Annotated in this window: 24 protein-coding genes, 2 pseudogenes and 1 riboswitch; of the genes and pseudogenes, 18 read left to right on the forward strand and 8 right to left on the reverse strand. The window is 72.5% G+C overall.

What is annotated here, in order from left to right:
* The first annotated feature begins 1 nt into the window (after position 1).
* From ABEB12_RS10450 to ABEB12_RS10460, 3 genes are all read left to right on the forward strand, one after another.
* On the forward strand, positions 2 to 868 hold the full coding sequence (locus ABEB12_RS10450; protein ID WP_185066473.1) for a DegV family protein: 867 nt from the start codon (positions 2 to 4) through the stop codon (positions 866 to 868).
* A 609-nt stretch (positions 869 to 1,477) separates the two neighbouring features.
* Positions 1,478 to 2,140, forward strand: a complete 663-nt coding sequence (locus ABEB12_RS10455) for a helix-hairpin-helix domain-containing protein (RefSeq protein ID WP_185066472.1) — start codon at positions 1,478 to 1,480, stop codon at positions 2,138 to 2,140.
* A complete protein-coding gene (locus tag ABEB12_RS10460; protein ID WP_345702715.1) occupies positions 2,137 to 4,593 on the forward strand; it encodes a ComEC/Rec2 family competence protein in 2,457 nt (818 codons plus the stop codon). The genes ABEB12_RS10455 and ABEB12_RS10460 overlap by 4 nt, the downstream gene beginning before the upstream one ends.
* A gap of 62 nt (positions 4,594 to 4,655) precedes the next feature.
* Here ABEB12_RS10460 and thrC read toward each other — a convergent pair whose 3' ends face one another.
* Complete coding sequence (gene thrC, locus ABEB12_RS10465) at positions 4,656 to 5,921, reverse strand: threonine synthase (protein WP_185066471.1); 1,266 nt, start codon at positions 5,919 to 5,921, stop codon at positions 4,656 to 4,658.
* 9 nt (positions 5,922 to 5,930) lie between these two features.
* A riboswitch (SAM riboswitch) is annotated at positions 5,931 to 6,086 on the reverse strand.
* Positions 6,087 to 6,270: 184 nt separating this feature from the next.
* Between thrC and holA the strand changes: the two genes are divergently transcribed.
* The 4 genes from holA (at position 6,271) to ABEB12_RS10485 (ending at position 8,272) form a co-directional block, all read left to right on the forward strand.
* Positions 6,271 to 7,248 carry a DNA polymerase III subunit delta gene (gene holA / locus ABEB12_RS10470; protein WP_345702716.1) on the forward strand — a complete coding sequence of 326 codons (978 nt, stop codon included), beginning with the start codon at positions 6,271 to 6,273 and terminating at the stop codon, positions 7,246 to 7,248.
* Positions 7,249 to 7,333: 85 nt separating this feature from the next.
* Positions 7,334 to 7,933, forward strand: a complete 600-nt coding sequence (locus ABEB12_RS10475; RefSeq protein WP_185066469.1) for an isochorismatase family protein — start codon at positions 7,334 to 7,336, stop codon at positions 7,931 to 7,933.
* Positions 7,934 to 7,940: 7 nt separating this feature from the next.
* The gene (locus ABEB12_RS10480; RefSeq protein ID WP_185066468.1) at positions 7,941 to 8,126 is read left to right on the forward strand and encodes a type 1 glutamine amidotransferase family protein; all 186 of its coding nucleotides are present in this window, start codon (positions 7,941 to 7,943) and stop codon (positions 8,124 to 8,126) included.
* Between the two features lie 5 nt (positions 8,127 to 8,131).
* Positions 8,132 to 8,272 (forward strand): hypothetical protein, encoded by a 141-nt coding sequence (locus tag ABEB12_RS10485; protein ID WP_345702717.1) that lies wholly within the window; start codon positions 8,132 to 8,134, stop codon positions 8,270 to 8,272.
* Positions 8,273 to 8,414: 142 nt separating this feature from the next.
* On the opposite strand, the gene rpsT is transcribed toward ABEB12_RS10485, so the two are convergent.
* Positions 8,415 to 8,675 carry a 30S ribosomal protein S20 gene (gene rpsT, locus ABEB12_RS10490; protein WP_185066467.1) on the reverse strand — a complete coding sequence of 87 codons (261 nt, stop codon included), beginning with the start codon at positions 8,673 to 8,675 and terminating at the stop codon, positions 8,415 to 8,417.
* 205 nt (positions 8,676 to 8,880) lie between these two features.
* Here rpsT and ABEB12_RS10495 point away from each other — a divergent pair, with 205 nt between their 5' ends.
* On the forward strand, positions 8,881 to 9,306 hold the full coding sequence (locus tag ABEB12_RS10495) for a WhiB family transcriptional regulator (RefSeq protein WP_185066466.1): 426 nt from the start codon (positions 8,881 to 8,883) through the stop codon (positions 9,304 to 9,306).
* Here the strand turns inward: ABEB12_RS10495 and cynS are convergent.
* Positions 9,260 to 9,724, reverse strand: coding sequence for a cyanase (cynS, locus tag ABEB12_RS10500; RefSeq protein WP_185066465.1), 465 nt, complete (start codon positions 9,722 to 9,724; stop codon positions 9,260 to 9,262). The genes ABEB12_RS10495 and cynS overlap by 47 nt on opposite strands.
* A 115-nt stretch (positions 9,725 to 9,839) precedes the next feature.
* On the reverse strand, positions 9,840 to 10,475 hold the full coding sequence (locus ABEB12_RS10505) for a TetR family transcriptional regulator (protein WP_185066464.1): 636 nt from the start codon (positions 10,473 to 10,475) through the stop codon (positions 9,840 to 9,842).
* 38 nt (positions 10,476 to 10,513) lie between these two features.
* On the opposite strand from ABEB12_RS10505, the gene ABEB12_RS10510 reads away from it, so the two are divergent.
* The 6 genes and pseudogenes from ABEB12_RS10510 to ABEB12_RS10535 all read left to right on the forward strand — a co-directional run bounded on the left by ABEB12_RS10510 (position 10,514) and on the right by ABEB12_RS10535 (position 14,219).
* Positions 10,514 to 10,852: a rhodanese-like domain-containing protein gene (locus ABEB12_RS10510; RefSeq protein WP_185066463.1), complete on the forward strand. Its 339-nt coding sequence runs from the start codon at positions 10,514 to 10,516 to the stop codon at positions 10,850 to 10,852.
* Between the two features lie 78 nt (positions 10,853 to 10,930).
* Positions 10,931 to 12,781: a translation elongation factor 4 gene (gene lepA, locus ABEB12_RS10515; RefSeq protein WP_185066462.1), complete on the forward strand. Its 1,851-nt coding sequence runs from the start codon at positions 10,931 to 10,933 to the stop codon at positions 12,779 to 12,781.
* Positions 12,778 to 12,894 (forward strand): annotated as a pseudogene (locus ABEB12_RS10520) (helix-turn-helix domain-containing protein); the annotation flags it as partial. The gene lepA and the pseudogene ABEB12_RS10520, both read left to right, overlap by 4 nt.
* A gap of 117 nt (positions 12,895 to 13,011) precedes the next feature.
* The gene (locus ABEB12_RS10525; RefSeq protein WP_345702718.1) at positions 13,012 to 13,254 is read left to right on the forward strand and encodes a nucleotidyltransferase family protein; all 243 of its coding nucleotides are present in this window, start codon (positions 13,012 to 13,014) and stop codon (positions 13,252 to 13,254) included.
* Between the two features lie 6 nt (positions 13,255 to 13,260).
* Positions 13,261 to 13,590 carry a HepT-like ribonuclease domain-containing protein gene (locus ABEB12_RS10530; RefSeq protein ID WP_221499065.1) on the forward strand — a complete coding sequence of 110 codons (330 nt, stop codon included), beginning with the start codon at positions 13,261 to 13,263 and terminating at the stop codon, positions 13,588 to 13,590.
* Positions 13,591 to 13,646: 56 nt separating this feature from the next.
* Positions 13,647 to 14,219, forward strand: coding sequence for a Uma2 family endonuclease (locus tag ABEB12_RS10535; RefSeq protein ID WP_185066461.1), 573 nt, complete (start codon positions 13,647 to 13,649; stop codon positions 14,217 to 14,219).
* Between the two features lie 2 nt (positions 14,220 to 14,221).
* On the opposite strand, the gene ABEB12_RS10540 is transcribed toward ABEB12_RS10535, so the two are convergent.
* Entirely contained in the window at positions 14,222 to 14,674 is a 453-nt protein-coding gene (locus tag ABEB12_RS10540; protein WP_185066460.1) for a MarR family transcriptional regulator, read from the reverse strand.
* Positions 14,675 to 14,761: 87 nt separating this feature from the next.
* Positions 14,762 to 15,730, reverse strand: a complete 969-nt coding sequence (locus ABEB12_RS10545; RefSeq protein ID WP_185066459.1) for a zinc-binding dehydrogenase — start codon at positions 15,728 to 15,730, stop codon at positions 14,762 to 14,764.
* A 44-nt stretch (positions 15,731 to 15,774) separates the two neighbouring features.
* On the opposite strand from ABEB12_RS10545, the gene ABEB12_RS10550 reads away from it, so the two are divergent.
* Together ABEB12_RS10550 and ABEB12_RS10555 are read left to right on the forward strand one after the other, a co-directional pair.
* Positions 15,775 to 15,984: a hypothetical protein gene (locus ABEB12_RS10550; RefSeq protein ID WP_185066458.1), complete on the forward strand. Its 210-nt coding sequence runs from the start codon at positions 15,775 to 15,777 to the stop codon at positions 15,982 to 15,984.
* Entirely contained in the window at positions 15,981 to 16,535 is a 555-nt protein-coding gene (locus ABEB12_RS10555) for a ribonuclease domain-containing protein (RefSeq protein WP_185066457.1), read from the forward strand. Before ABEB12_RS10550 ends, ABEB12_RS10555 begins: the two co-directional genes overlap by 4 nt.
* Here ABEB12_RS10555 and ABEB12_RS10560 read toward each other — a convergent pair.
* Together ABEB12_RS10560 and ABEB12_RS10565 are read right to left on the reverse strand one after the other, a co-directional pair.
* Positions 16,490 to 17,998 carry an amino acid permease gene (locus ABEB12_RS10560; protein ID WP_185066456.1) on the reverse strand — a complete coding sequence of 503 codons (1,509 nt, stop codon included), beginning with the start codon at positions 17,996 to 17,998 and terminating at the stop codon, positions 16,490 to 16,492. The two genes, ABEB12_RS10555 and ABEB12_RS10560, sit on opposite strands and share 46 nt — an antisense overlap.
* A 124-nt stretch (positions 17,999 to 18,122) precedes the next feature.
* A complete protein-coding gene (locus ABEB12_RS10565) occupies positions 18,123 to 19,085 on the reverse strand; it encodes an ornithine cyclodeaminase family protein (protein ID WP_345702719.1) in 963 nt (320 codons plus the stop codon).
* 63 nt (positions 19,086 to 19,148) lie between these two features.
* On the opposite strand from ABEB12_RS10565, the gene ABEB12_RS10570 reads away from it, so the two are divergent.
* Both ABEB12_RS10570 and ABEB12_RS10575 read left to right on the forward strand, forming a co-directional pair.
* On the forward strand, positions 19,149 to 19,484 hold the full coding sequence (locus ABEB12_RS10570; protein ID WP_185066455.1) for a nuclear transport factor 2 family protein: 336 nt from the start codon (positions 19,149 to 19,151) through the stop codon (positions 19,482 to 19,484).
* Positions 19,485 to 20,139: 655 nt separating this feature from the next.
* Positions 20,140 to 20,343 (forward strand): annotated as a pseudogene (locus ABEB12_RS10575) (MbtH family protein); the annotation flags it as partial.
* Positions 20,344 to 20,394: the final 51 nt, after the last annotated feature.

Genomic DNA, 20,394 nt, shown 5'->3' on the forward strand with positions numbered 1-20,394 from the left:
GGTGGCGGTCGCGGTCGTCACCGACTCCACCGGATACCTGCCCCCGGACCTGGCCGCGCGGCACGGTATCGGAGTGGTGCCGATCCGGGTCACGCTGGGTGAACGCACGGTCCGGGACATGGTGGAGGTCGGGCCGGCCGAGCTGATCGCGGCGCTGGGCGACCAGGCCGTCGCGGTGGGCACGTCGAGGCCTTCGCCCGCCGAGTTCGCGGCGCTCTTCCGTGAGCTGCTGTCGGGCGGGGCGACCGAGGTGGTCTCGGTGCACCTGTCCCGGCTGCTGTCCGGGACCTGGGAGGCCGCCCGGATCGCCGCCGACGAGGTCGACTCCTCCCGGGTGCGGGTGGTCGACTCCCGCTCGGCCGGGATGGGCCTGGGGTTCGCCACGCTCGCCGCCGCTCGGGCGGCGGCCGCCGGGGGTGCCGGCGTGGTGGTGGAGGAGGCGGCCGCCGACGTGGCCGCGCGCAGCCGGGTGTTCTTCTGCGTGGACTCGCTGGAGTACCTGCGCCGGGGCGGCCGGATCGGCGCGGCGGCGGCCTGGTTGGGCAGCGCGCTCGCGGTGAAGCCGATGCTGCACGTGAGCGACGGGCTGATCGAGCCGCTGGAGAAGGTGCGCACGTTGACCCGGGCGGTGGCCCGGATGGTCGACCTGGCCGAGCAGGCCGCCGGCCGGCGGACCGGTGGGGAGAACGTGGAGCTGGCGGTGCACCACCTCGGCGCCCCGGAGCGGGCGGCCGAGTTGGCCGGCCGGTTGGCGGAGCGGTTGCCCGCAGCGTCGCCGTGCGTGATCTCCGAGGTCGGTGCCGCGCTGGGTGCGCACGCCGGCCCGGGTCTCCTGGGCGTGGTGGTTGTGCCTCCGGCATCCGACTGAACGCCCCCGGTTCGGGGCCGGGCGCCGCCCGATGAGGCTTGATCGCGGACCGGGCGCAGGGGGTTCCAGCCTGCCACAACCCACCGACAACCAAGCCCACGCGGAGGCCGGAAGCGCCTGGTTGTCCACATTGCTCCCAGCTGTCCACAGCGGCCCGGCGAAGATCGGCCGGCCCCGTCCCGGCCGCCTAGCGTCGGCCCGGTGCGGACCCTCGAGAACGACAACCTCCCGGCCCCCGAAGCCCCGCCACGCCCGGGCAGCGAACGCCTGACCGCCCTGCGCGCGGGCCGGCGTCCGGTTTCGCCTGACTCGGATCGGCGTCCGGTTTCGCCCGACTCGGATCGGCGTCCGGTTTCGCCCGACTCGGATCGGCGCCCGGTTTCGCCTGACTCGGATCGGCGCCCGAACCCGCCCGGTCGCGATCGGCGGCCCCCGGCCGGGCTGGGCGGGGACCGGCCTGGCCCGACCGGGTTCCCGCCCACCGCCGCCGCCCTGCCGCGCCGGCCGGACACGCCGCCGGGTCGCCCACCCGACGGGTCTCGGAAAGCCCCGCCCGACACGGCCCCGCTGCCGGTCCGCGGTGCCGCCCGGACTCGGCTGGTTGCCCGGGTGGCCGAGCGGTGGGTGCCGGCCGCATGGCGTGGCGCGCGGCTGGACCCGGGCCGCCCCGGCGCCCTGGCGCTGGCGGTGGTTGCCGGCTGTGCCGCGCTGCTCGCCGTCTTCGCCGTCTGGCGGGACCGCCCGGTGGCCGAGCCGGCACCGCCGCTGCCGGTGGTCGGTGCCGAGGTGTCGACCGCGCCGGCCGGTCCTGGTGGGCCACCGCCGTCGGTCGAGCCGGCCGCGCCGACGGTGGTCAGCGTGGCCGGCAAGGTCCGTCGGCCCGGCTTGGTGCGGCTGCCCGGGGGTGCCCGGGTCGCGGACGCGATCAGCCAGGTCGGCGGGCCGTTGCCCGGTGCCGACCTCACCGCGCTCAACCTGGCCCGCCGGGTGGTCGACGGCGAGCACATCGTGGTCGGTCTGCCCCAACCGCCGAGCGTGCCCCAGCCCGCCGGCTCGCCCGGTCCGGCCGCCGCCGGGGGCGGGAAGGTGGACCTGAACCAGGCGACGGTCGAGCAGCTCGACACTCTGCCCGGGGTCGGCCCGGTGACCGCGAAGCGCATCATCGAGTGGCGCACCGCGCACGGCCGGTTCAACTCGGTGGACCAGCTGCGGGAGATCGAAGGAATCGGCGAGCGGCGGTTCAGCCAGCTGCGCGGGTCGGTGACGGTGTGACCGGGCTGTCCTCGCCGGCGCGGCGGCGCGATGAGGAACCGCAGGCGGAGCGGCCCGACCTGCGCCTGGTACCCGCCGCCCTGCTGAGCTGGCTGGTGGTCATCCTCGGCCTGACCGGCGGGTGGATCCCGGCGGCGGTGTGCACCGCCGCCGCGGCCGTCCTGGCGGCGTTCGCCGCCCCGGCGGTGGGCTGGCCGGGGGCCGCGCCGCGCCGGCGTCGGCTTCGTTCCGGGCTGCCCGGTCGGTACGCCGCCGGCGCGCTCGCCTCGGCCGGTTGTGTGGCGGCGGTGGGCCTGGTGGTCACCCTGCACGCGATTTCGCTGGCCGGACACCCGCTGCGCCTGGCGGCCGGGCAGGGTAGCGCGGCCACCGTGCGGGTTGCGGTGAGTGGTGATCCGGCCCCCGTGCTGGGCGCTCCCGGGTACGGCGGGCTGGCGCGGGCCGCCGGGCAGGTGTCCGTCCGGGCCGACCTGCTGACGGCGAGCAGCGGAGGTCAGACCTGGGCGGGTGGTGGACGGGTGTTGCTGCTGGCGCCCCGGGAAGGCTGGGAACAGGTGCTGCCCGGCATGGAGGTCACCGCCTCCGGCCTGCTCGCCCCGGCGACCAGGCCGGACCTCACGGTCGCGGTCCTGCGGGTGCGCGGACCGCCCGCGGAGGTCACCGCCGCGCCTTGGTGGCAGCGCGCCGCCGACGTGCCGAGGGACGGCCTGCGCGGCGCCGCGACCGAGGTGCTGCCGGAGGACTCGGCGGCGTTGCTCCCGGCCCTGGCCATCGGCGACACCAGCCTGATGTCGGCGGCGCTGCGCGACGAGTTCCGCACCGCCGGGCTCACCCATCTTTCGGCGGTCAGCGGGGCGAACGTCGTGATCTTGGTTGGCGCGGTGTTCGGGCTGCTCACGCTGCTGCGGGCCGGGCCCCGAACCCGGGTCGCGGTGGCCCTGATCGCGCTGGTCGGCTTCGTGATCCTGGCCCGCCCGTCGCCGAGCGTGCTCCGCGCGGCCGTGATGGGTGGGGTCGGGTTGTTCGCGGTGCTGGCCGGGCGCCGCCGCCCGGTGGTACCCGCGCTGGCCGCCTCGGCGATCGTTCTGTTGCTGGTGGATCCCGCGCTGGGGACCGACCCCGGGTTCGCGCTGTCCGTGATGGCCACGGGCGCGCTGGCGTTGGTCGCCCCGCCGTGGGCGGCCTGGCTCCGAGCCCGCGGTGTCCCGCCGGGGGTGGCTGAGGCGTTGGCCGTGCCGGCGGCCGCGCACCTGGTCACCGCGCCACTGGTGGCCGGGATCTCTGGGCAGGTCAGCCTGGTCGCGGTGGCGGCCAACCTGCTGGTGGCGCCGGCGGTGGCGCCGATCACCGTGCTCGGGGCGCTGGCCGCCGTACTTTCCCCGATCAGCAGCGGCGTCGCCGAGGCGTGCGCCTGGCTGGCCGGTCCGGCGGTGGCGTGGCTGGTCGAGGTCGCGCACCTGGCCGCCGGAACGCCCGGTGCGGCGGTGGCATGGCCGCGAGGCGTCGGGGGCGCGTTCCTGCTGGGGGCGGTGCTGCTGCTCGGGGTCGTACTGGTGCGGCGTCGGCGGGTGCGGGTGGTGCTGGTGGCCGCGTGCCTCGGCGCGCTGCTGGTGTTGGTGCCCAGCCGGTTCGTCACCCCGGGGTGGCCGGTGGCCGGCTGGGCGATGGTGGCCTGTGACGTCGGACAGGGTGACGCGCTGGTGCTGGCCACCGGACTACCGGGGCGGGCGGTGCTGGTGGATGCCGGTACCGAGACGGCGGCCGTGGACGGCTGCCTCAGCCGTCTCGGTGTGCACGCGCTGTCCCTGGTCGTGATCAGCCACCTGCACGCCGACCACATGGGCGGGCTGGCCGCCGCGCTGCGCGGCCGGGCGGTCGGCGCGGTCGCCCTGGGGCCGGCCCGCCGGCCGGCCTGGGCGTTCGACCGGGTGCGCCGGGTGGCGGGGGAGCAGCGCGTCCCGGTACTGGAGCTGCGGGCCGGGCAACGGTTGCGCTGGCCGGCCCTGCTGCTCGAGGTGTTGGCGCCGAGCGGGACGGCCCAGCCGATCGACCCCGAGGACGGCACCGACGTGAACAACACCTCCGTGGTCATCCGGGCGCACACTCCCGGCGGCCGGATGCTGCTCACCGGGGACATCGAGCTGCTCGCCCAGGCGAACCTGATCAGCTCGGGGGCCGACTTGCGCGCCGAGGTGTTGAAGGTTCCGCACCACGGCTCCCGGTACACGTCGACGGCCTTCCTCGCCGCCGTCCGGCCCCGTCTGGCGCTGGTCAGCGTGGGCGCCGGCAACCGCTACGGCCACCCGAACGCCACGCTGCTGGCCAGCCTGCGCGCGGGCGGCGCCCTGGTCCGGCGAACCGACGAGTCCGGTGACGTCGCCGTGGTTGCCGCCCGGGACGGCCCGGTCGCGGTGTCCCGGGGCCACCCCCTGCCTGCGCCCCGGCGGGGCTGACCGGGCCGGCCCCTGCCACCGCCGCCTCGCCGCGGTTGACCGGGCCGGCTCCGCGCTCTGCGTCAGCCGCTCAGCGCGCGGCGGACCTCGGCGGTGGAGGTGGACACGGTCGCCGTCGGGCCGACGTGGCCGGCCACCGCGTCGAGGGTCTTCAACCCGTCGCCGGTGATCAGCAGCACGGTGTCAGCGTCCGGGTCCAGCTGGCCGGACTCGACCAGCTTGCGGGCGCACGCCACGGTGACGCCACCGGCGGTCTCGGCGAAGATGCCCTCGGTACGGGCGAGCAGCTGGATCGCGTCCACCACCTCGGCGTCCGACACGTCGGCCACCGCGCCGTTGGTGCGGCGCACGGTGTCCAGCACGTACGGGCCGTCGGCCGGGTTGCCGATGGCCAGCGAGCGGGCGATGGTGTCCGGCCGCACCGGGCGGACCACGTCGGTGCCCTCGGCGAACGCGGTGGCGACCGGCGAGCACCCGGTGGCCTGGGCGCCGAACACCCGGTACGGGGTCGGCTCCACCAGACCGAGCTTGCCCAGCTCGCCGAACGCCTTGTCCACCTTGGTCAGCTGCGAGCCGGAAGCCACCGGGATCACCACCTGTCCGGGCAGTCGCCAGCCCAGCTGCTCGGCCACCTCGTAGCCGAGCGTCTTGGAGCCCTCCGCGTAGTAGGGCCGGACGTTCACGTTCACGAACGCCCAGTCCTCCTCCTCGGCGGCCAGCTCGGTGGCCAGCCGGTTCACGTCGTCGTAGTTGCCGTCCACGGCGATCAGCGTGCCGCCGTACACCGCCGTCATCTGGATCTTGGCCTGCTCCAGCGACTTCGGGATCAGCACCACGGACCGCCAGCCGGCGCGCGCGGCGGCCGCCGCCACCGCGTTGGCCAGGTTGCCGGTGGACGGGCAGGCCAGCACCGTGAAGCCCAGCTCACGGGCGGCGGCCAGGGCCACCGCGACCACGCGGTCCTTGAACGAGTGGGTGGGGTTGCCGGTGTCGTCCTTCAGCCACAGCCGCTTGATGCCCAGCGCCTTGCCCAGCTTTTCCGCCCGCACTAGGCGGGTCAGCCCGGGCTCGGTGTTGGGGTGCTCGGTGACGTTGGTCGGCACCGGCAGCAGGGAGGCGTAGCGCCAGATCGACTTCGGTCCGGCCTCGATCCGCTCGCGGGTAACCCCGGCGAAATCGTAGGCCACCTCGAGCGGCCCGAAACACTCCGGACAGGCGAACTCGGCGGCGAGCGGGATCTGGTGGCCGCACTCCCGACAGGAGAGCGCCCGGGCCGGGCCGAGGTCCAGGGTCTTGGTCGGGGCGGCGGAAGTCACAGCAGAACTCATGGCGAGGTCTCCTCATCTGTCCCGCGTTCGCGGGTCGGAATTGGCACCGTGATCGTCGACGACCTCGCCCGGACGGACGTGCTGCGCGGCGGCACACGCGCAGATCGGCAGACGCCGGTTGCCGGGGCTTCGTAGGGCCGTTCCCTCTGCCCCTCTGGATGAGCCGTATTCGGTTGTCACGGTCCGCCATCGACGGCGGACCGCCGACCACGTTACGTCAACGTCGCCCGTTTCGCCCAGCCCGTTGGTTGATCTGCGAGCGGACTCACCCTTGAGGGCGTGTCTGAGGGATCCATCCGGGCGGCGTGACGGACCTGACAAGATGGCGGGGGAGAAAGGCGGTGCGCGGGTGAGCAAGGAACCAGCGGCAATCCGGCCGGTCCCGCTGCGGCTGATCGTCGGCGACGAGGAGTTGCTGGTCCAGCGGGCCGTGGAGGCGGCGCTGGCCACCGCGCGGGCCGCCGACCCCACCGCCGAGCTGCGCCGGGTGGCCGCCGCCTCGCTGACCAGGGCCGAGCTGGCCGAGATGGTCAGCCCGTCGCTGTTCGCCGAGGCCAGGGTGGTCGTGCTGGAGGCCGCTCAGGATGCCGGCAAGGAGGTCGCCTCGGCGATCACCGAGTACGTGGCCGACCCCGCCGACGGCGTGAGCCTGGTGGTCCTGCACGCCGGCGGGGCCAAGGGCAAGGCGCTGGCCGACGCGCTGCGCAAGGCCGGCGCGGAGGTCACCCAGTGCGCCCGGCTGACCAAGTACGACGAGCGGGTGGACTTCGTGCGGGCGGAGATCCGCCAGGCCGGCGGGAAGATCACCGCCGACGGCGTCCGGGTGTTCATCGATGCGGTGGGCAACGACCTGCGCGAGCTGGCCTCGGCCGCCGCGCAGCTGGTCGCGGACACCGACGGCGCGGTGGACGAGGCGGCCGTGCGCCGCTACCACCGTGGCCGGGCCGAGGTGACCGGGTTCGCGGTGGCGGAGAAGGCGATCACCGGCGACCGGGCCGGCGCGCTGGAGGCGTTGCGCTGGGCCCAGCTGCTCGGCGTGCCGTCCGTGCTGGTCGCGGACGCGCTGGCCGATGCGGTGCGCACGGTGGCGAAGGTCGGGGCCGCCGGCCGGGGTGACCCGTTCCGGATGGCCGGCCAGCTCGGCATGCCGCCCTGGAAGGTGCGCAAGGCCCAATCCCAGGCCCGGGGCTGGCGCCCCGCCGGCATCGCCACCGCAATGGCGGCGGTCGCCGAGGTGAACGCCGACGTCAAGGGCGTGGCCGCCGACGCCGACTACGCCCTCCAACGCGCCGTCCTCCGCATAGTCGCCGCCCACGGCCTCCGCTAACCGCTCGCCAGCGGTGACCGGATCGTTCCGGGATCGGGCCGGAACACGCCTGGCCGCACCCGCCTCAACGCGGTTGGCTGTGGCTATGACCAAAGCCTTGCTCGTGGTGGATGCGCAGGAGTCGTTCCGGCGGCGGGAGAGCTGGGCCGCGCTCTCCAATCCGGACATCGTCGCCAGGGTGAACGACCTGGTGACCTGGTCGCGCGCGGAGGGACATCTGGTGGTGTGGGTGCTACACGCGGAGCCGGGCACCGGAACGGTGTTCGACCCGGCCACAGGGTACGTGCGCCCCCTCGACGGCCTGGTCCCACGGGAGGCGGAGCCGGTGCTGACCAAGACCGCCCACAACGCTTTCACCACTACCAACCTGGGCAAACTGCTCACCGAGCGGGGCGTCACCGACGTCTGCGTCTCCGGTATCCGCACCGAGCAGTGCTGTGAGACGACCGCCCGGATCGCCTCCGACCTGGGCTACCGGGTCACCTTCGTGACCGATGCGACCGCAACCACCCCGCTGCCGCACTGGACCGCCCCGGATGACCGGAGCCTGGCCGAGGTGCTCGCCGACCCGGCGACGATGCGGGTGGAGGACATCGTGGCGCGCACCGAGTACGTCCTGGCCGGGCGGTTCGCCACCATCGCCAGCACCGCGCAGGTGACCGGGGCAGCCTCGCCGGTAGGCTGACCGGATCGTGCACCGCGTGGTCTTCCTGCTCGCCCCGGGCCTGCACCTGCTGGACCTCGCCGGCCCGGCGCAGGTGTTCTCCGAGCTGGCCGCCCTCGGCCGGCCGTACGCCATGCACTACGTGGCGGACCGGCCCGAGGTCGTCACCGCGAGCGCACGGTCACCAGGCTGTTCACCGAGGCCACCGGGCTGACCCCCTTGCGCTACCAGCAGACCCTGCGGATGGAACGGGCGGAGCAGCTGATCGGGCAGGGGGAGAGCGTCGAGCTGGCCGCCCGGGCGGTGGGCTTCCAGGACGCCCGGATGCCGCGCCGGCTCCGCTCTCGCGAACGCGCCTGAAGGCCACCAGCGGAAACAGCTCGGCGGCGCTGCCCCACGGGAGTGGACAGCGCCGCCGATTGGCACCGCGGGAAAGTCTCTTCGACTGGTTAGTCGCCAGCCGGTGGACGGGTGTTACACCCGGTGCGAAAAGGAACTACCGCTACAGCGAGTTGACCCGCTGCGCCATGGCGGCCTTCTTGTTCGCCGCCTGGTTGCGGTGGATGACGCCCTTGCTCGCGGCCTTGTCCAAGGCGCGGCTGGCGAAGCGCTGACGCTCCACGATCTGCTCGTTGTCCCCGGCCTCCACGGCCTCGCGGAAGCGGCGGATCGCCGTCCGGACCGCGGAGCGCACCGACTTGTTGCGCAGGCGACGCTTCTCGTTGGTCTTGACCCGCTTGATCTGGGACTTGATGTTGGCCACGCGACTGCCTCTGGTCCTTCTGTTCGTCGTTGTCCGCCGCGCGCCGCGTGGGCGCGGGTGTTTCACAAGCGCCCGGCGGGAGAGAGGGTCACGCAGGGCAATCGGTTTACCAGGGTAACAGTGCGCCAGGGCCTCAGGGTCCCCGGGGCGAATCTGGGTGTTCCCCCTGATGCCCGGCGGCGCCGCGCTGAGCACGATCGAATGCATGAGGGGATCACTCGCCAGCCACACCAGTAACGCCAGCCAGACCAGCCAGAGCGACCGCACCCCATGCTCCCAGGCCGACCCCGAGCTCTGGTTCGCCGAGCGGCCCGCCGACCTCAACGTCGCCAAGGCGCTCTGCTCCGCCTGCCCGCTCAAGGCCAGCTGCCTGGCCGGCGCGCTGGAGCGCGCCGAGCCGTGGGGCGTCTGGGGCGGGGAGATCCTGCAGGACGGCGTGGTGCTGGCCTACAAGCGCGGACGGGGACGGCCCAGCAACGCCGACCGCAAGCTCGGCCTGGTCACCAGGGTCGCCCCCGACTTCACCCAGAGGACCAGGCCCGCGGTGCTCGCCGCCGTCGGCCAGGCCGCCGGACCGGCCGAGGTCACCACACCCGGTACGGCAGGAACTTTCCATTCAAGGTCAGCTTGACCCGGTCCCCCTTGGGGTCGGGCACCCGCTCCAGGGCCAGCTCGAAGTCGATCGCGCTCATGATCCCGTCGCCGAACTCCTCCCGGATCAGCTCGCTGATCGCGGTGCCGTAGACCTGGATGGCCTCCTGCAGCCGGTAGACGATCGGCTCGCTGGTGTCCACCGCCCCGGCGCCCCGCAGCGGGGGCAGCAGCAGGGCCTCGGCGACGGCCTCGTCCAGGTCCAGCAGCGCGCGCACGGTCTTGACCTGCTCCTCGGTCAGTGGCTGCTGGCCGAGCAGGGCCGAGGTGGTCCACTCGGTGGACCGCTCGAGGCGTTCGGCGATGGCCGCCCAGGTCAGGCCGAGCCGGCGCTTCGCGGCCAGCACGGCGGTCGCGGCGTCCCGGCGGTTGAGGTTGGGCAGCGGGGTGAAGGTCATGACCTGATCGTCCCCGGGGTGTTCCCGGGGTGGCAAGCAGCTCTGCGTGAACATGATGTTGCACGAGCGACTAGCGCGTGGGCCGGGCCCGCAGGGGCAGCACCCGTTCCCGCGCTCACCCGCCGACCACCAGCTCGGCATGCCGCCCCAGCCCGGCGCACAGGACGGCCCGGGACGTCCCGGCGGACAGCTGGGCCAGCAGGTGCTCGGCGGCCAGCGGCGCGAGCAGGGCGTGCGCCAGCACCGAGGCAAGCGCCGGCGGGTGACCCGCCTCGGTGAGCAGCACCCGCAGGTGGGTGTGCCAGAACCCGAAGGCACCCAGGCGGTACCGGGCGCCGGGGCTGGCCGTTTCGGACATCCGCACCAGTTCCGGGGCGGCCAGCACGTAGTCCAGGTAGGCCCGGGTGAAAGCGGCGGCGCGCTCGGCCGGCGGGGCGCCGGGGCCGAGCGGTGGCGGTCCGTCCAGCATGGCCCGCTGCAGCTCGCGCTCCCGCTGGTCCAGCAGCGCGGCGGCCAGTCCGGACTTGTCGCCGAACCGGCGGAAAACGGTGCCCTTGCCCACGCCCGCCTCGGCGGCGACCGCGTCCAGGCTCACCCCGTCCACGCCGTGTTCGGCGAACAACCGCTCGGCCGCGTCCAGGATGCGCCGCCGGTTGCGGGCCGCGTCGGCGCGCTCGGGCCGGGCCGGAACGCGGCCGAGCTCCACCGGCGTTGACGAACCGGACCGCGGTCCGATAACTTCGAGAGGCATATTCGGACCATAGTCCGCATAACTGGGAGGAACCACTCATGACCGCCTTGATCACCCGGGAAGAGCTGCGTGCCGCCGTCGATGCCGGCACGGTAACCGTTGTCGACGCCCTGCCGGAGTCGTACTACGAGCAGGCCCACCTGCCCGGCGCGGTGAACCTGGTCGCCGACGAGGTCGACGCGCGGGCCGGCGGGCTGCTGCCGGACCGGGCCGCCGCGATCGTCACCTACTGCTCCAACGTGGCCTGCCAGAACAGCGAGCAGGTGGCGGCCAAGCTGGCCGCCCTCGGGTACACGAACGTCCGCAAGTACCGCGAGGGCATCCAGGACTGGGCCGAGGCGGGGCTGCCCGTCGAGTCGGGGGCGCCGGTGCGCTGACCCTGGGCCGCTCCGGCGCGGGGACCGCTCCCGCGGACGTGCGACGATATTGGGGAACCCACTTAGCGAAGGACCCGAGTGACCACGTTCGCCGACCGTACGTTCACCGCGCCGGAGCGGATCCGCAACTTCTGCATCATCGCGCACATCGACCACGGGAAGTCCACCCTGGCCGACCGCATGCTGCAGCTCACCGGCGTGCTCGACGAGCGCAGCTACCGCGCCCAGTACCTGGACCGCATGGACATCGAGCGCGAGCGCGGCATCACCATCAAGGCCCAGAACGTGCGCCTGCCCTGGCAGGTCGGGGGCGAGGACCACGTCCTGCACCTGATCGACACCCCGGGCCACGTGGACTTCACCTACGAGGTGTCCCGCGCGCTGGAGGCCTGCGAGGGCGCGATCCTGCTGGTGGACGCCGCGCAGGGGATCGAGGCGCAGACGCTGGCCAACCTCTACCTGGCGCTGGAGAAGGACCTCACCATCATCCCGGTGCTGAACAAGATCGACCTGCCGGCGGCCGACCCGGACCGCTACGCCGCCGAGCTGGCGCACATCGTCGGGTGTGAGCCGAGCGACGTCATGCGGGTCAGCGCGAAGACCGGGACGGGCGTGCGGGAGCTGCTCGACGAGGTGGTGCGGCTGGTGCCCCCGCCGGTCGGCGAGTCGGACGCGCCGCCCCGGGCGATGATCTTCGATTCGGTCTACGACACCTACCGGGGCGTGGTCACCTACATCCGGGTGGTGGACGGCAAGATCACGCCGAGGCAGCGGATCAAGATGATGTCCACCGGCGCCACCCACGAGCTGCTCGAGGTGGGCATCGTCTCACCGGAGCCCAAGCCGTCCGAGGGCCTCGGGGTCGGCGAGGTGGGTTACCTGATCACCGGCGTGAAGGACGTCCGCCAGTCGAAGGTCGGCGACACCGTCACCGCGCAGCGGCACGGCGCGACCGAGGCGCTCACCGGCTACCGCGAACCGCGCCCGATGGTCTACTCGGGGCTCTACCCGGTCGACGGGTCGGACTACCCGGAGCTGCGCGAGGCGCTGGACAAGCTGCGGCTCAACGACGCCGCGCTGACCTACGAGCCGGAGACGTCGACCGCGCTGGGCTTCGGCTTCCGGTGCGGGTTCCTCGGCCTGTTGCACCTGGAGATCACCCGTGACCGGCTCGAGCGGGAGGCCGGCCTGGACCTGATCTCCACCGCGCCGAACGTGGTGTACCGGGTGGTGCTCGAGGACGACACCGAGCTGGTGGTGACCAACCCGTCCGACTGGCCCACCGGACTCAAGATCGCCGAGGTGTACGAGCCGGTGGTCAAGGTGACCATCCTGGCGCCGTCGGAGTTCATCGGCGCGATCATGGAGCTGTGCCAGACCCGGCGCGGCCAGCTCGGCGGCATGGACTACCTGTCCGAGAGCCGGGTCGAGCTGCGCTACACGATGCCCCTGGCCGAGATCATCTTTGACTTCTTCGACGCGCTCAAGTCGCGGACCAGGGGATACGCCTCGCTGGACTACGAGGAGGCCGGCGAGCAGGTGGCCGACCTGGTCAAGGTGGACATCCTGCTGCAGGGCGAGACCGTGGACGCGTTCTCCGCGATCCGGCACAAGGACTCGGCCTACGCCTACGGCACGACGATGGCCAGCAAGCTGCGCGAGCTGATCCCGCGCCAGCAGTTCGAGGTGCCGATCCAGGCGGCCATCGGCTCGCGGATCATCGCCCGGGAGAACATCCGCGCCATCCGCAAGGACGTGCTGGCCAAGTGCTACGGCGGTGACATCACCCGCAAGCGCAAGCTGCTGGAGAAGCAGAAGGAGGGCAAGAAGCGGATGAAGACCATCGGCCGGGTGGAGGTCCCGCAGGAGGCCTTCGTCGCCGCGCTGTCCACCGACGAGGCCGGCGACAAGGCCAAGTCCAAGAAATAGGCCGGCTTTCGCAGACCGAGCTGGCCCGACGCGCCGGTGTCGCGCAGTCCGTCATCAGCGCTTATGAGTCCGACCGCCGAGAGCCAGGACTGGGGACTCTCACCAAACTCATCGAGGCCACCGGGCACGAACTGACCTTTGGCCTCGTCCCCGCGCCACGCCGTCAGCTCGGGCTGCCGGACACCCCACTGGGCCGGCGCCTGCGGCGTCACCGGCGTGCGGTTCTGGCGGTGGCTGAGCGCCGGGGCGCGCGCAACGTGCGGGTATTCGGCAGTGTCGCCAGAGCCGAGGACGGACAGGAAAGCGACATCGACCTGCTGGTTGATCTGGACGACGGGGTCGGCCTGATCTCGCTGGCCGGCTTGCGTCGGGAGCTGACCGAGCTGCTCAAGGTAAGTGTCGACGTCGTGCCGGCCGCGATGCTGAAGCCGGGCGTTCGGGTTGAGGTGCTCGCCGAAGCGGTTCCGTTGTGAGTCGGAATGACCGTCAACGTCTGGGGGACGTCCGTCCTGGCGGCGGTCGCCGCGATCTCCGAGCACACCAAGCGCGGCGATCTGGACGATGGGCTGATATTCGATGCGGTCCGCGTCCGGCTGATCGAGATCGGTGAGGCGGTTGGCGCGTTAGGGCCGGAGTTGCTGGAGTATGAGCCGGACGTGCCCTGGGCCGACGTGCGGGGGATGCGGAACCACCTGGCGCATCGGTACTTCGACACGGCCCACAGCGTCGTGCGAGCGACCCTGGTCAACGACCTCCTGCCGCTGCTGGCGGCTGTCGAGCGCCTGCTCCGGCGGGTGGCTTCCGAGTAGCCCGGTTCTGTCGGTACCTCCCGGTGTACTGGTCACCATGCGGAAAAGGAGGGACCATGACATCCGTGACCACGGACCTGTTCGGCCCCGGCAGCGGCCCGCTCACGGTCGACGACCTGGCGGGAATGCCCGATGACGGCCGCCGCTACGAGCTTCTGGACGGAGTGCTCATCGTGAGCCCCGCGCCGGGCAGGCGGCACCAGCGGGTGATCGTGTTGCTCGGGATGCGCCTGGAGGTGGCATGTCCGGACGAGATGGAGCTGCTGATCGCGCCGTTCGCCGTCCAGCCATCGCGGAGTACCGAGCTGCAGCCCGACTTGTTGGTGGCCCGAGAGGCCGACCTGACCGACAAGAACTTGCCGACCGCGCCGTTGCTGGCTGTCGAGGTGCTCTCCCCGAGTACGACGCTCTACGACTTGCACACCAAGAAGGCCGCGTACGAGCGGATGGGGGTGGCCAGCTACTGGTTGGTCGACCCGCAAGAGCTGGTGCTCACGGTGTTCGAGGCGGATCAGTCCGGCCATTTCCAGCAGGTTGCGGTGGTCAAGGACGAGGAGGAGTTCTTGGCGGAACGGCCGTTCCCGGTGCGGGTGGTTCCCGCTGAGCTGGTGCGGCGTCCCGGGCGGTAGGTCTACTCGACCCGGGCGCCGGTGAGCTGGGTGAGCAGTGCGCCCAGGGCGGTGCCGTTCAGGGTCAGGGCGCCCAGTGCGCCGTCCACGCGGGCCTCGAGCTGCTGGCTGACCCGCTCCACCACGTGCCGGCCGTCGGCGGACAGGTGAACCAGTACGCGGCGGCGGTCGGTGGGGTCGTTGCGGCGGAAGGCCAGTGACTGGGACACCAGCCGGTCCACCACGCGGGTAGCGGTCGGGTTGGGCACGGCGGCGTGCTCGGCGATCTCGCCCATGCTGCGGCCGCCGCCCCGGGACAGCAGCAACAGCACGCGCCAGCCCTCCCGGCTCAGGCCTTCACCTTCGGTGACCGGGGTGAGCACCGCGTCGACCGCGCGGTCGGCGCGGTCGAGCAGGTCTACCACGCTTGCGTCACGCTCGGGGGAGCGCGGCGAAGGCACCATTGGACTAATCACGAGCAATGAGTGTACGTCTCATGGCACTAAAGTGGCACACGCCCCCGGTCAATGGTGTGATTCAGGTAACTATTCGTGACCGCAAGCTCACTGTCGAGTGAAGACGATCTTCCCGGCGGTCTGCCCCTCGAGCATAGCGCGGAAGCCTTCCTCGGCCCGCTCCATGGGCAGTTCCAGGCCCACCTCGGGCACGATGCCGGCCGTCTGCACGAAGGCCAGCAGGTCCCGCAGCTCGTCCAGGGTGCCCATCGTCGAACCGACCACCCGGAGCTGCAGGAAGAACAGTCGTTGCAGGTCAGCGCCCGGGTTCGGGCCACTGGTCGACCCGGAGCAGACGATCACGCCGCCCGGCCGCAGCGCGCGCATGGAGTGGCTCCAGGTGGCCTCGCCCACGGTCTCGAAGACGCCGTCCACCTTCTCCGGCAGCCGCTCCCCGGAGGCGAAGGTGGAGTGCGCGCCCAGCTTTTCGGCCAGCGCGCGCTTCTCGTCGCTGCGCCCGGTCACCCAGACCCGCAGGCCGGCCGCCCGGCCCAGTTGGATGAGCGCGGTGGACACCCCGCCGGAGGCGCCCTGCACCAGCATGGTCTGCCCCGGGCGCAGCCCGGACTTGGTGAACAGCATCCGGTAGGCGGTGAGCCACGCGGTGCCCATCCCGGCCGCGTGCACCGGGGACAGCCCGGCCGGCTTGGCCACCACGTTGAGCGCCGGTACCACCACGGACTCCGCGAAGGTGCCCTGGTGCTTCTCGGTGAGCAGGGTGCGCCGGGGGTCCAGGGTCTCGTCGCCGCTCCACGCCGGGTCGCCGATGACCGAGTGCACCACCACCTCGGTGCCGTCGTCCAGGGTGCCGGCGCCGTCGCAGCCCAGGATCATGGGGAACTGGTCGGCCTTGATCCCGACGCCGCGCAGCGTCCAGATGTCGTGCATGTTCAGGCTCGCGGCGCTCACCCGGACGGTCACCCAGCCGTCGGGGGCGACCGGGTCGGGGCGCTCCCCGGCGGCGAGGGCGGCCAGCGGGTTCTCGGCGTTGGGCTCGGCTGCGTATACGGCGAACATGGGCTCGAACTTAGTCCGAATCGGTCTTGTCTACCCTGTGAGGCGTGCTGCGCTCCCTGGCGAACTGGTGGGACTCACTCGAACTGTGGATCACCCAGCTGGAATTCCCGTTCCAGGTGGCGCTGGCGATTGTGGTGCTCCTGCCGCTGTGCGCCGGCGTCGCCACCCTGGCCGACCTGGCCTCCGGCGCGTGGGACGCCCGCCGGGGCGCCCGCGGCCGGAGCGGTGCCGGCCGGCCGAGGAGTGGCGCGTGAGGGCGTCCGGCCTGATCACCGCGCTGCTGTTGGGCGGCCTGGCCGCCGGCCTGGTGGCCGGCTGCGGCGAGGCCCCGGTGGTAACCGCGCCGCCGCCGCTGCCGGTGGACAGCTCCGAGACCGCCGCGCCTTCCGCCGAGCCCAGCGCCGCCGCGTCGGCCCAGCCCTCCCCGCCGCCCCAGGCCTACGTGGGCCGGGGCAGCCCGACCGACCCGAACTGCCCGGCGCCCAGCCCGGTGACTCCCGGCCGGCTGTCCTCGTCCTCGATGCCGCTGCGGGCGATGTGCGCGCTCCCGGTCGAGGTGGGGCAGCTGTACCAGCGCGTCTCCGGCAGCGGGGCCAAGGTGGCGTCCACGGCGTACCCCAACAACGACCAGTCGCTGCCCCCGCAGCGCAACGGTTACTACAAGCAGTACGTCGTGCCGACGCCCGATACGAAGGGCCGCAGCACCCGGAAACTGATCACCGGCAGCGAACGTGAGGTCTACTACACCAGCGACGACGGTCAGTCCTTCGTGCTGGTCGACCCCAAGGCCGTGTCGGCCCGCTGAGCGTCCTCCGCGTCTCCCAGCCGGGACAGGTCGGCCAGGTTCACCGACCCGCCGGGCAGCACCCGCCGGGTGTTGCGGTAGCCGTACAACGCGTAGACCACCAGCCCGAGCAGCAGCCAGGCGCCCAGCCGTAGCCAGGTCTCCAGGCTGAGGAAGGCCATCAGCCAGATCGAGAAGGCGATGCCGAGCAGGGGCACCCAGGGCATCCAGGGGCAGCGGAAGCCGCGCGGCAGGTCCGGCCGCCGGTACCTGATCACGATCACCGCCGCCGTCACGATGACGAACGCGAACAGCACGCCGATGTTGGTCAACTGGGCGACCTCGTCCACCGGCAGCCAGCCGGCCAGCAGCGCCGCCGCGACGCCGAGAACCCAGGTGGCCCGGTGCGGCACCCGGTGGCGGGGGTGCAGCTCGCCGAACCAGCGCGGCATCAGGCCGTCCCGGCTCAGCGCGTACCACAGCCGGGAGGCGCCCAGCATGAACGAGAAGCTGACCGTGACGATGCCCAGCACCGCGCCGACCGCGATCACCGTGCCCACCCCGCCCAGCCCGACCGAGGCGAACGCGGCGGAGAAGCCGCTCTTCGGGTCCAGCTCGCTGTAGTGCACCATCCCGGTGAGTACGATGCAGGCCAGCACGTAGAGCACCATCGAGATGGCCAGCGAGTAGATCATCGCCTTGGGCAGGTGCTTGCGGGCCTGGACGGACTCCTCGGCCGCGGTGGACAGCGCGTCGTAGCCGAACACCGCGAAGAACACGGTGGCCGCGCCGGCCACCGCGCCGCCGAAGCCGAACGGCGCGAACGGTGTCAGGTTGGCCGGTTTGACCAGGGCGAGGCCGACCACGACGACCAGCAGCACCACGCCGATCTTGATCACGGTGAGCGCCACGTCCACCCGGGCCGAGGCCCGGGTGCCCCGGTTCAGCAGCCAGGCCACGCCGACACAGATGAGCATCGCGATGAGGTCCACCCGGTGGCCCTCCCCGGTGCCTGGCGCCCCGAGCATCCAGGCCGGCAGGTGCACGCCGACCGCGTTGAGCAGGTAGCCCACGTAGCCGGACATGCCGCTGGACACCGCCGCCACGATCGCCGTGTACTCCAGCAGCAGGTCCCAGCCGATGACCCAGCCGACCAGCTCGCCCAGCACGGCGGAGCCGTAGGTGTAGGAGGAGCCGGCCCTGGGCACCATGCCGGCGAACTCCGCGTAGGCGAACGCGGCGCACAGCGAGGCCACCCCGGCGATCAGGAAGGAGAGCAGCACCGCCGGCCCCGCCGTGTTCTTCGCCACCGCGCCGGCCAGGCTGAAGATGCCGGCGCCGATGATCGCGCCCACGCCGAGCAGGGTGAGCTGGCCGAGGCCGAGTACCCGGGTCAGCCGGCGTTCCTGGTGTTCCTCCGGGGCCGGCAGGGTGCGCCGGAAAACCCCTCGTTCGCCGGTCCCGAACAAACTGTCACCGCGCACCGTTAACCCCCTCGTTTCCGGTTGTGTGGCAGCTTCACCTGTCCGGGGGACGGGCGGAAAGGGCTCGGCGCGGGTTGACCGGTGGGATTCTCGGCGCTCAGGCCAACCGTTGCTTACCGGTTGACTACCGGTGCTCGCGGCGGTGGGCGGCGAGCACCGCGTGCGCGGCCGCCGCGTCCTGCACCCCGAGACCCACGCTGTTGTAGAAGACCACCTGGTCCGGGCCGGTCCGGCCGGGCCGGCTCCCCACCAGCACCTCGCCGAGGGAGACCAGCTCGCCGGCTTCCAGCTCGCCGGCCGCGATGGCTCGCACCACCGGGCCGGCGTGGGTGAGGGAGGTGTCGACGTGGTCCACCACCACCCGCGCCGTGCGGACCAGCTCGGCGTCCACCTCGGACCGGTCCGCCTCGAAGGAGCCCACGCTGAGCACGGTCGCGCCGGGGGCCAGGTCGGCGGCCCGCACCACCGGGGTGTCGCTGAGCGTGCAGGCCGCCACCAGCGGAGCGCCCTGCACCGCCTCGGCCGGGCTGGCCACCGCGCGCACCTCGATGCCCAGTTCGGCGGCCAGCTCGGCGGCGGCGTCGTCCCGGCGGCCCGGGTTGGGGCTCCACACCCGGACCCGGCGCAGCGGTCGCACCCGGTGCAGCGCGCGCACGTGCGCCCGGCCCTGCACCCCCGACCCGAGCACGGCCAGCTCGTCGGCGTCCGGCGGGGCCAGCGCGTCGGCGGCCACGGCGGAACCGGCGGCGGTGCGGATCTCGGTCAGCCGGGTCGCCTCGAGCAGCGCGGCCAGCCGGCCGGTCGGCCCGTCCAGGACCAGCACCGTTGCGTTGATCGTGGGCAGGTTGAGCGCGGCGTTGCCGGGGTGGACGTCCACCAGCTTGCACACCGCGCCGTGCTCCTCGGACAGCCGGCTGACGTAGCAGAGCGCCACCGACCCGTCCGCCGGGTTGGGCAGTGCGACCTTCTCCGCGAGCCGGGCGGTGCCGTTGCCCAGCGCGGTGAACGCCTCGCGCTGGCTGGCGATCGCGGTGTCCAGGTCGAGTGTCGCGGCCACCTGGTCGTCGGTCAGCATGATCGGGGTCATGGTCGACCAGCCAAGCCGAGCCGGCGGGCGGTTGTCCACCGGTGACCGAGAGGATCAGAGGTCATGAGTGAGCCCGTGCCCGCCGCCCTTCGGGCGTTCATCGACGCGACGAACAGCGGCGACTCCGACGCGTTCCTGGACGCGTTCACCGAGGACGCCGTGCTGGACGACTGGGGCCGGGTGTTCCACGGCCGGGACGGCGTGGCGTCCTGGAACCGCACCGACAACATCGGCAAGCGCTCGCACTTCGAGCTGGTCGGGCTGGAGCGCACCGACGATCCGGACCGGGTGGTCGCCACGCTGAAGGTGACCGGGGACGGGTACAACGGCACCGGCCCGATGACCTTCGAGTTCCGGGACGCCCGGATCGCCCGGCTGGTCATCGCCCCCACTCCCTGACCGGGGCGTGATCGTCGCCAGCTCCCGCCCGGTGGCATTCATCCCGTGATCAGTGGTCAACAGGGCACGGTGGTCGCTCTGGGGCGTCCGGCATGGCCGTGGTGCCCTGTTGACCATCGATTCCAGTGGTGGAGGGGCAAGGGTGATCGCCAACTGTGGCGGTTCAGCCTCGATTTTCGCGGCGGAACCGCCAGAAACGGCGATCACCCCAACGATGCCTCCTCGACTGTCACTCTGGTTGCGCGAGCCGGAGTGGGCGATCAGGTCACGGTCCGGGCCAAGCCCCGGCCGGAGACGAGGTCGCCCGACCGACGGGTCACCGGCTCGGGGCTCCGGCCCGGTTTTCGACTGGGCAGGGTGAGCAAGCCCGCAATTTGAGTATCAGGCAAGCCTTGCCTAACTACGCCGCCTTCCCTAAGGATGTTCGACGGAAGGGGGAACGGCCGGGCTCGTTTGGACGGTTCACGTTACCGGCCGTGATCGACTGATGACTTTGCTCTCACTCGGATGGGCCTCGGCTTGCCATTTGTGTTTAGTTAGCCTGGCCTAAATATAGATGAGTGAAACCTTGTCTGACGCTGCTCGCCGGCCTCCGCCGGTCGCGATGAGTTCGCCGTGCTCGAGCGCTCACAACAGATCTTCTGGAGGAACACCCATGTCCGACAACCCGTTCGACGACGAGAGCGGGACGTTCTACGCGTTGGTGAACGCCGAGGGACAGTACTCGCTGTGGCCGACGTTCGTCCCCGTGCCGGACGGCTGGTCCACCGCGTTCGGCCCGGACGGGCGGCAGCCCTGCCTGGAGTACATCGAGCGGGTGTGGACGGACATGCGACCGGCCAGCCTCCGGGAACGGATGGCCGAGACCGGCAACACCGAGAGCAGCGTCAGCGGAACGAGCATCGGCACC

The sequence above is a fragment of the Actinospineispora eucalypti genome (assembly GCF_039543365.1).
GTDB lineage: Bacteria > Actinomycetota > Actinomycetes > Mycobacteriales > Pseudonocardiaceae > Pseudonocardia > Pseudonocardia eucalypti.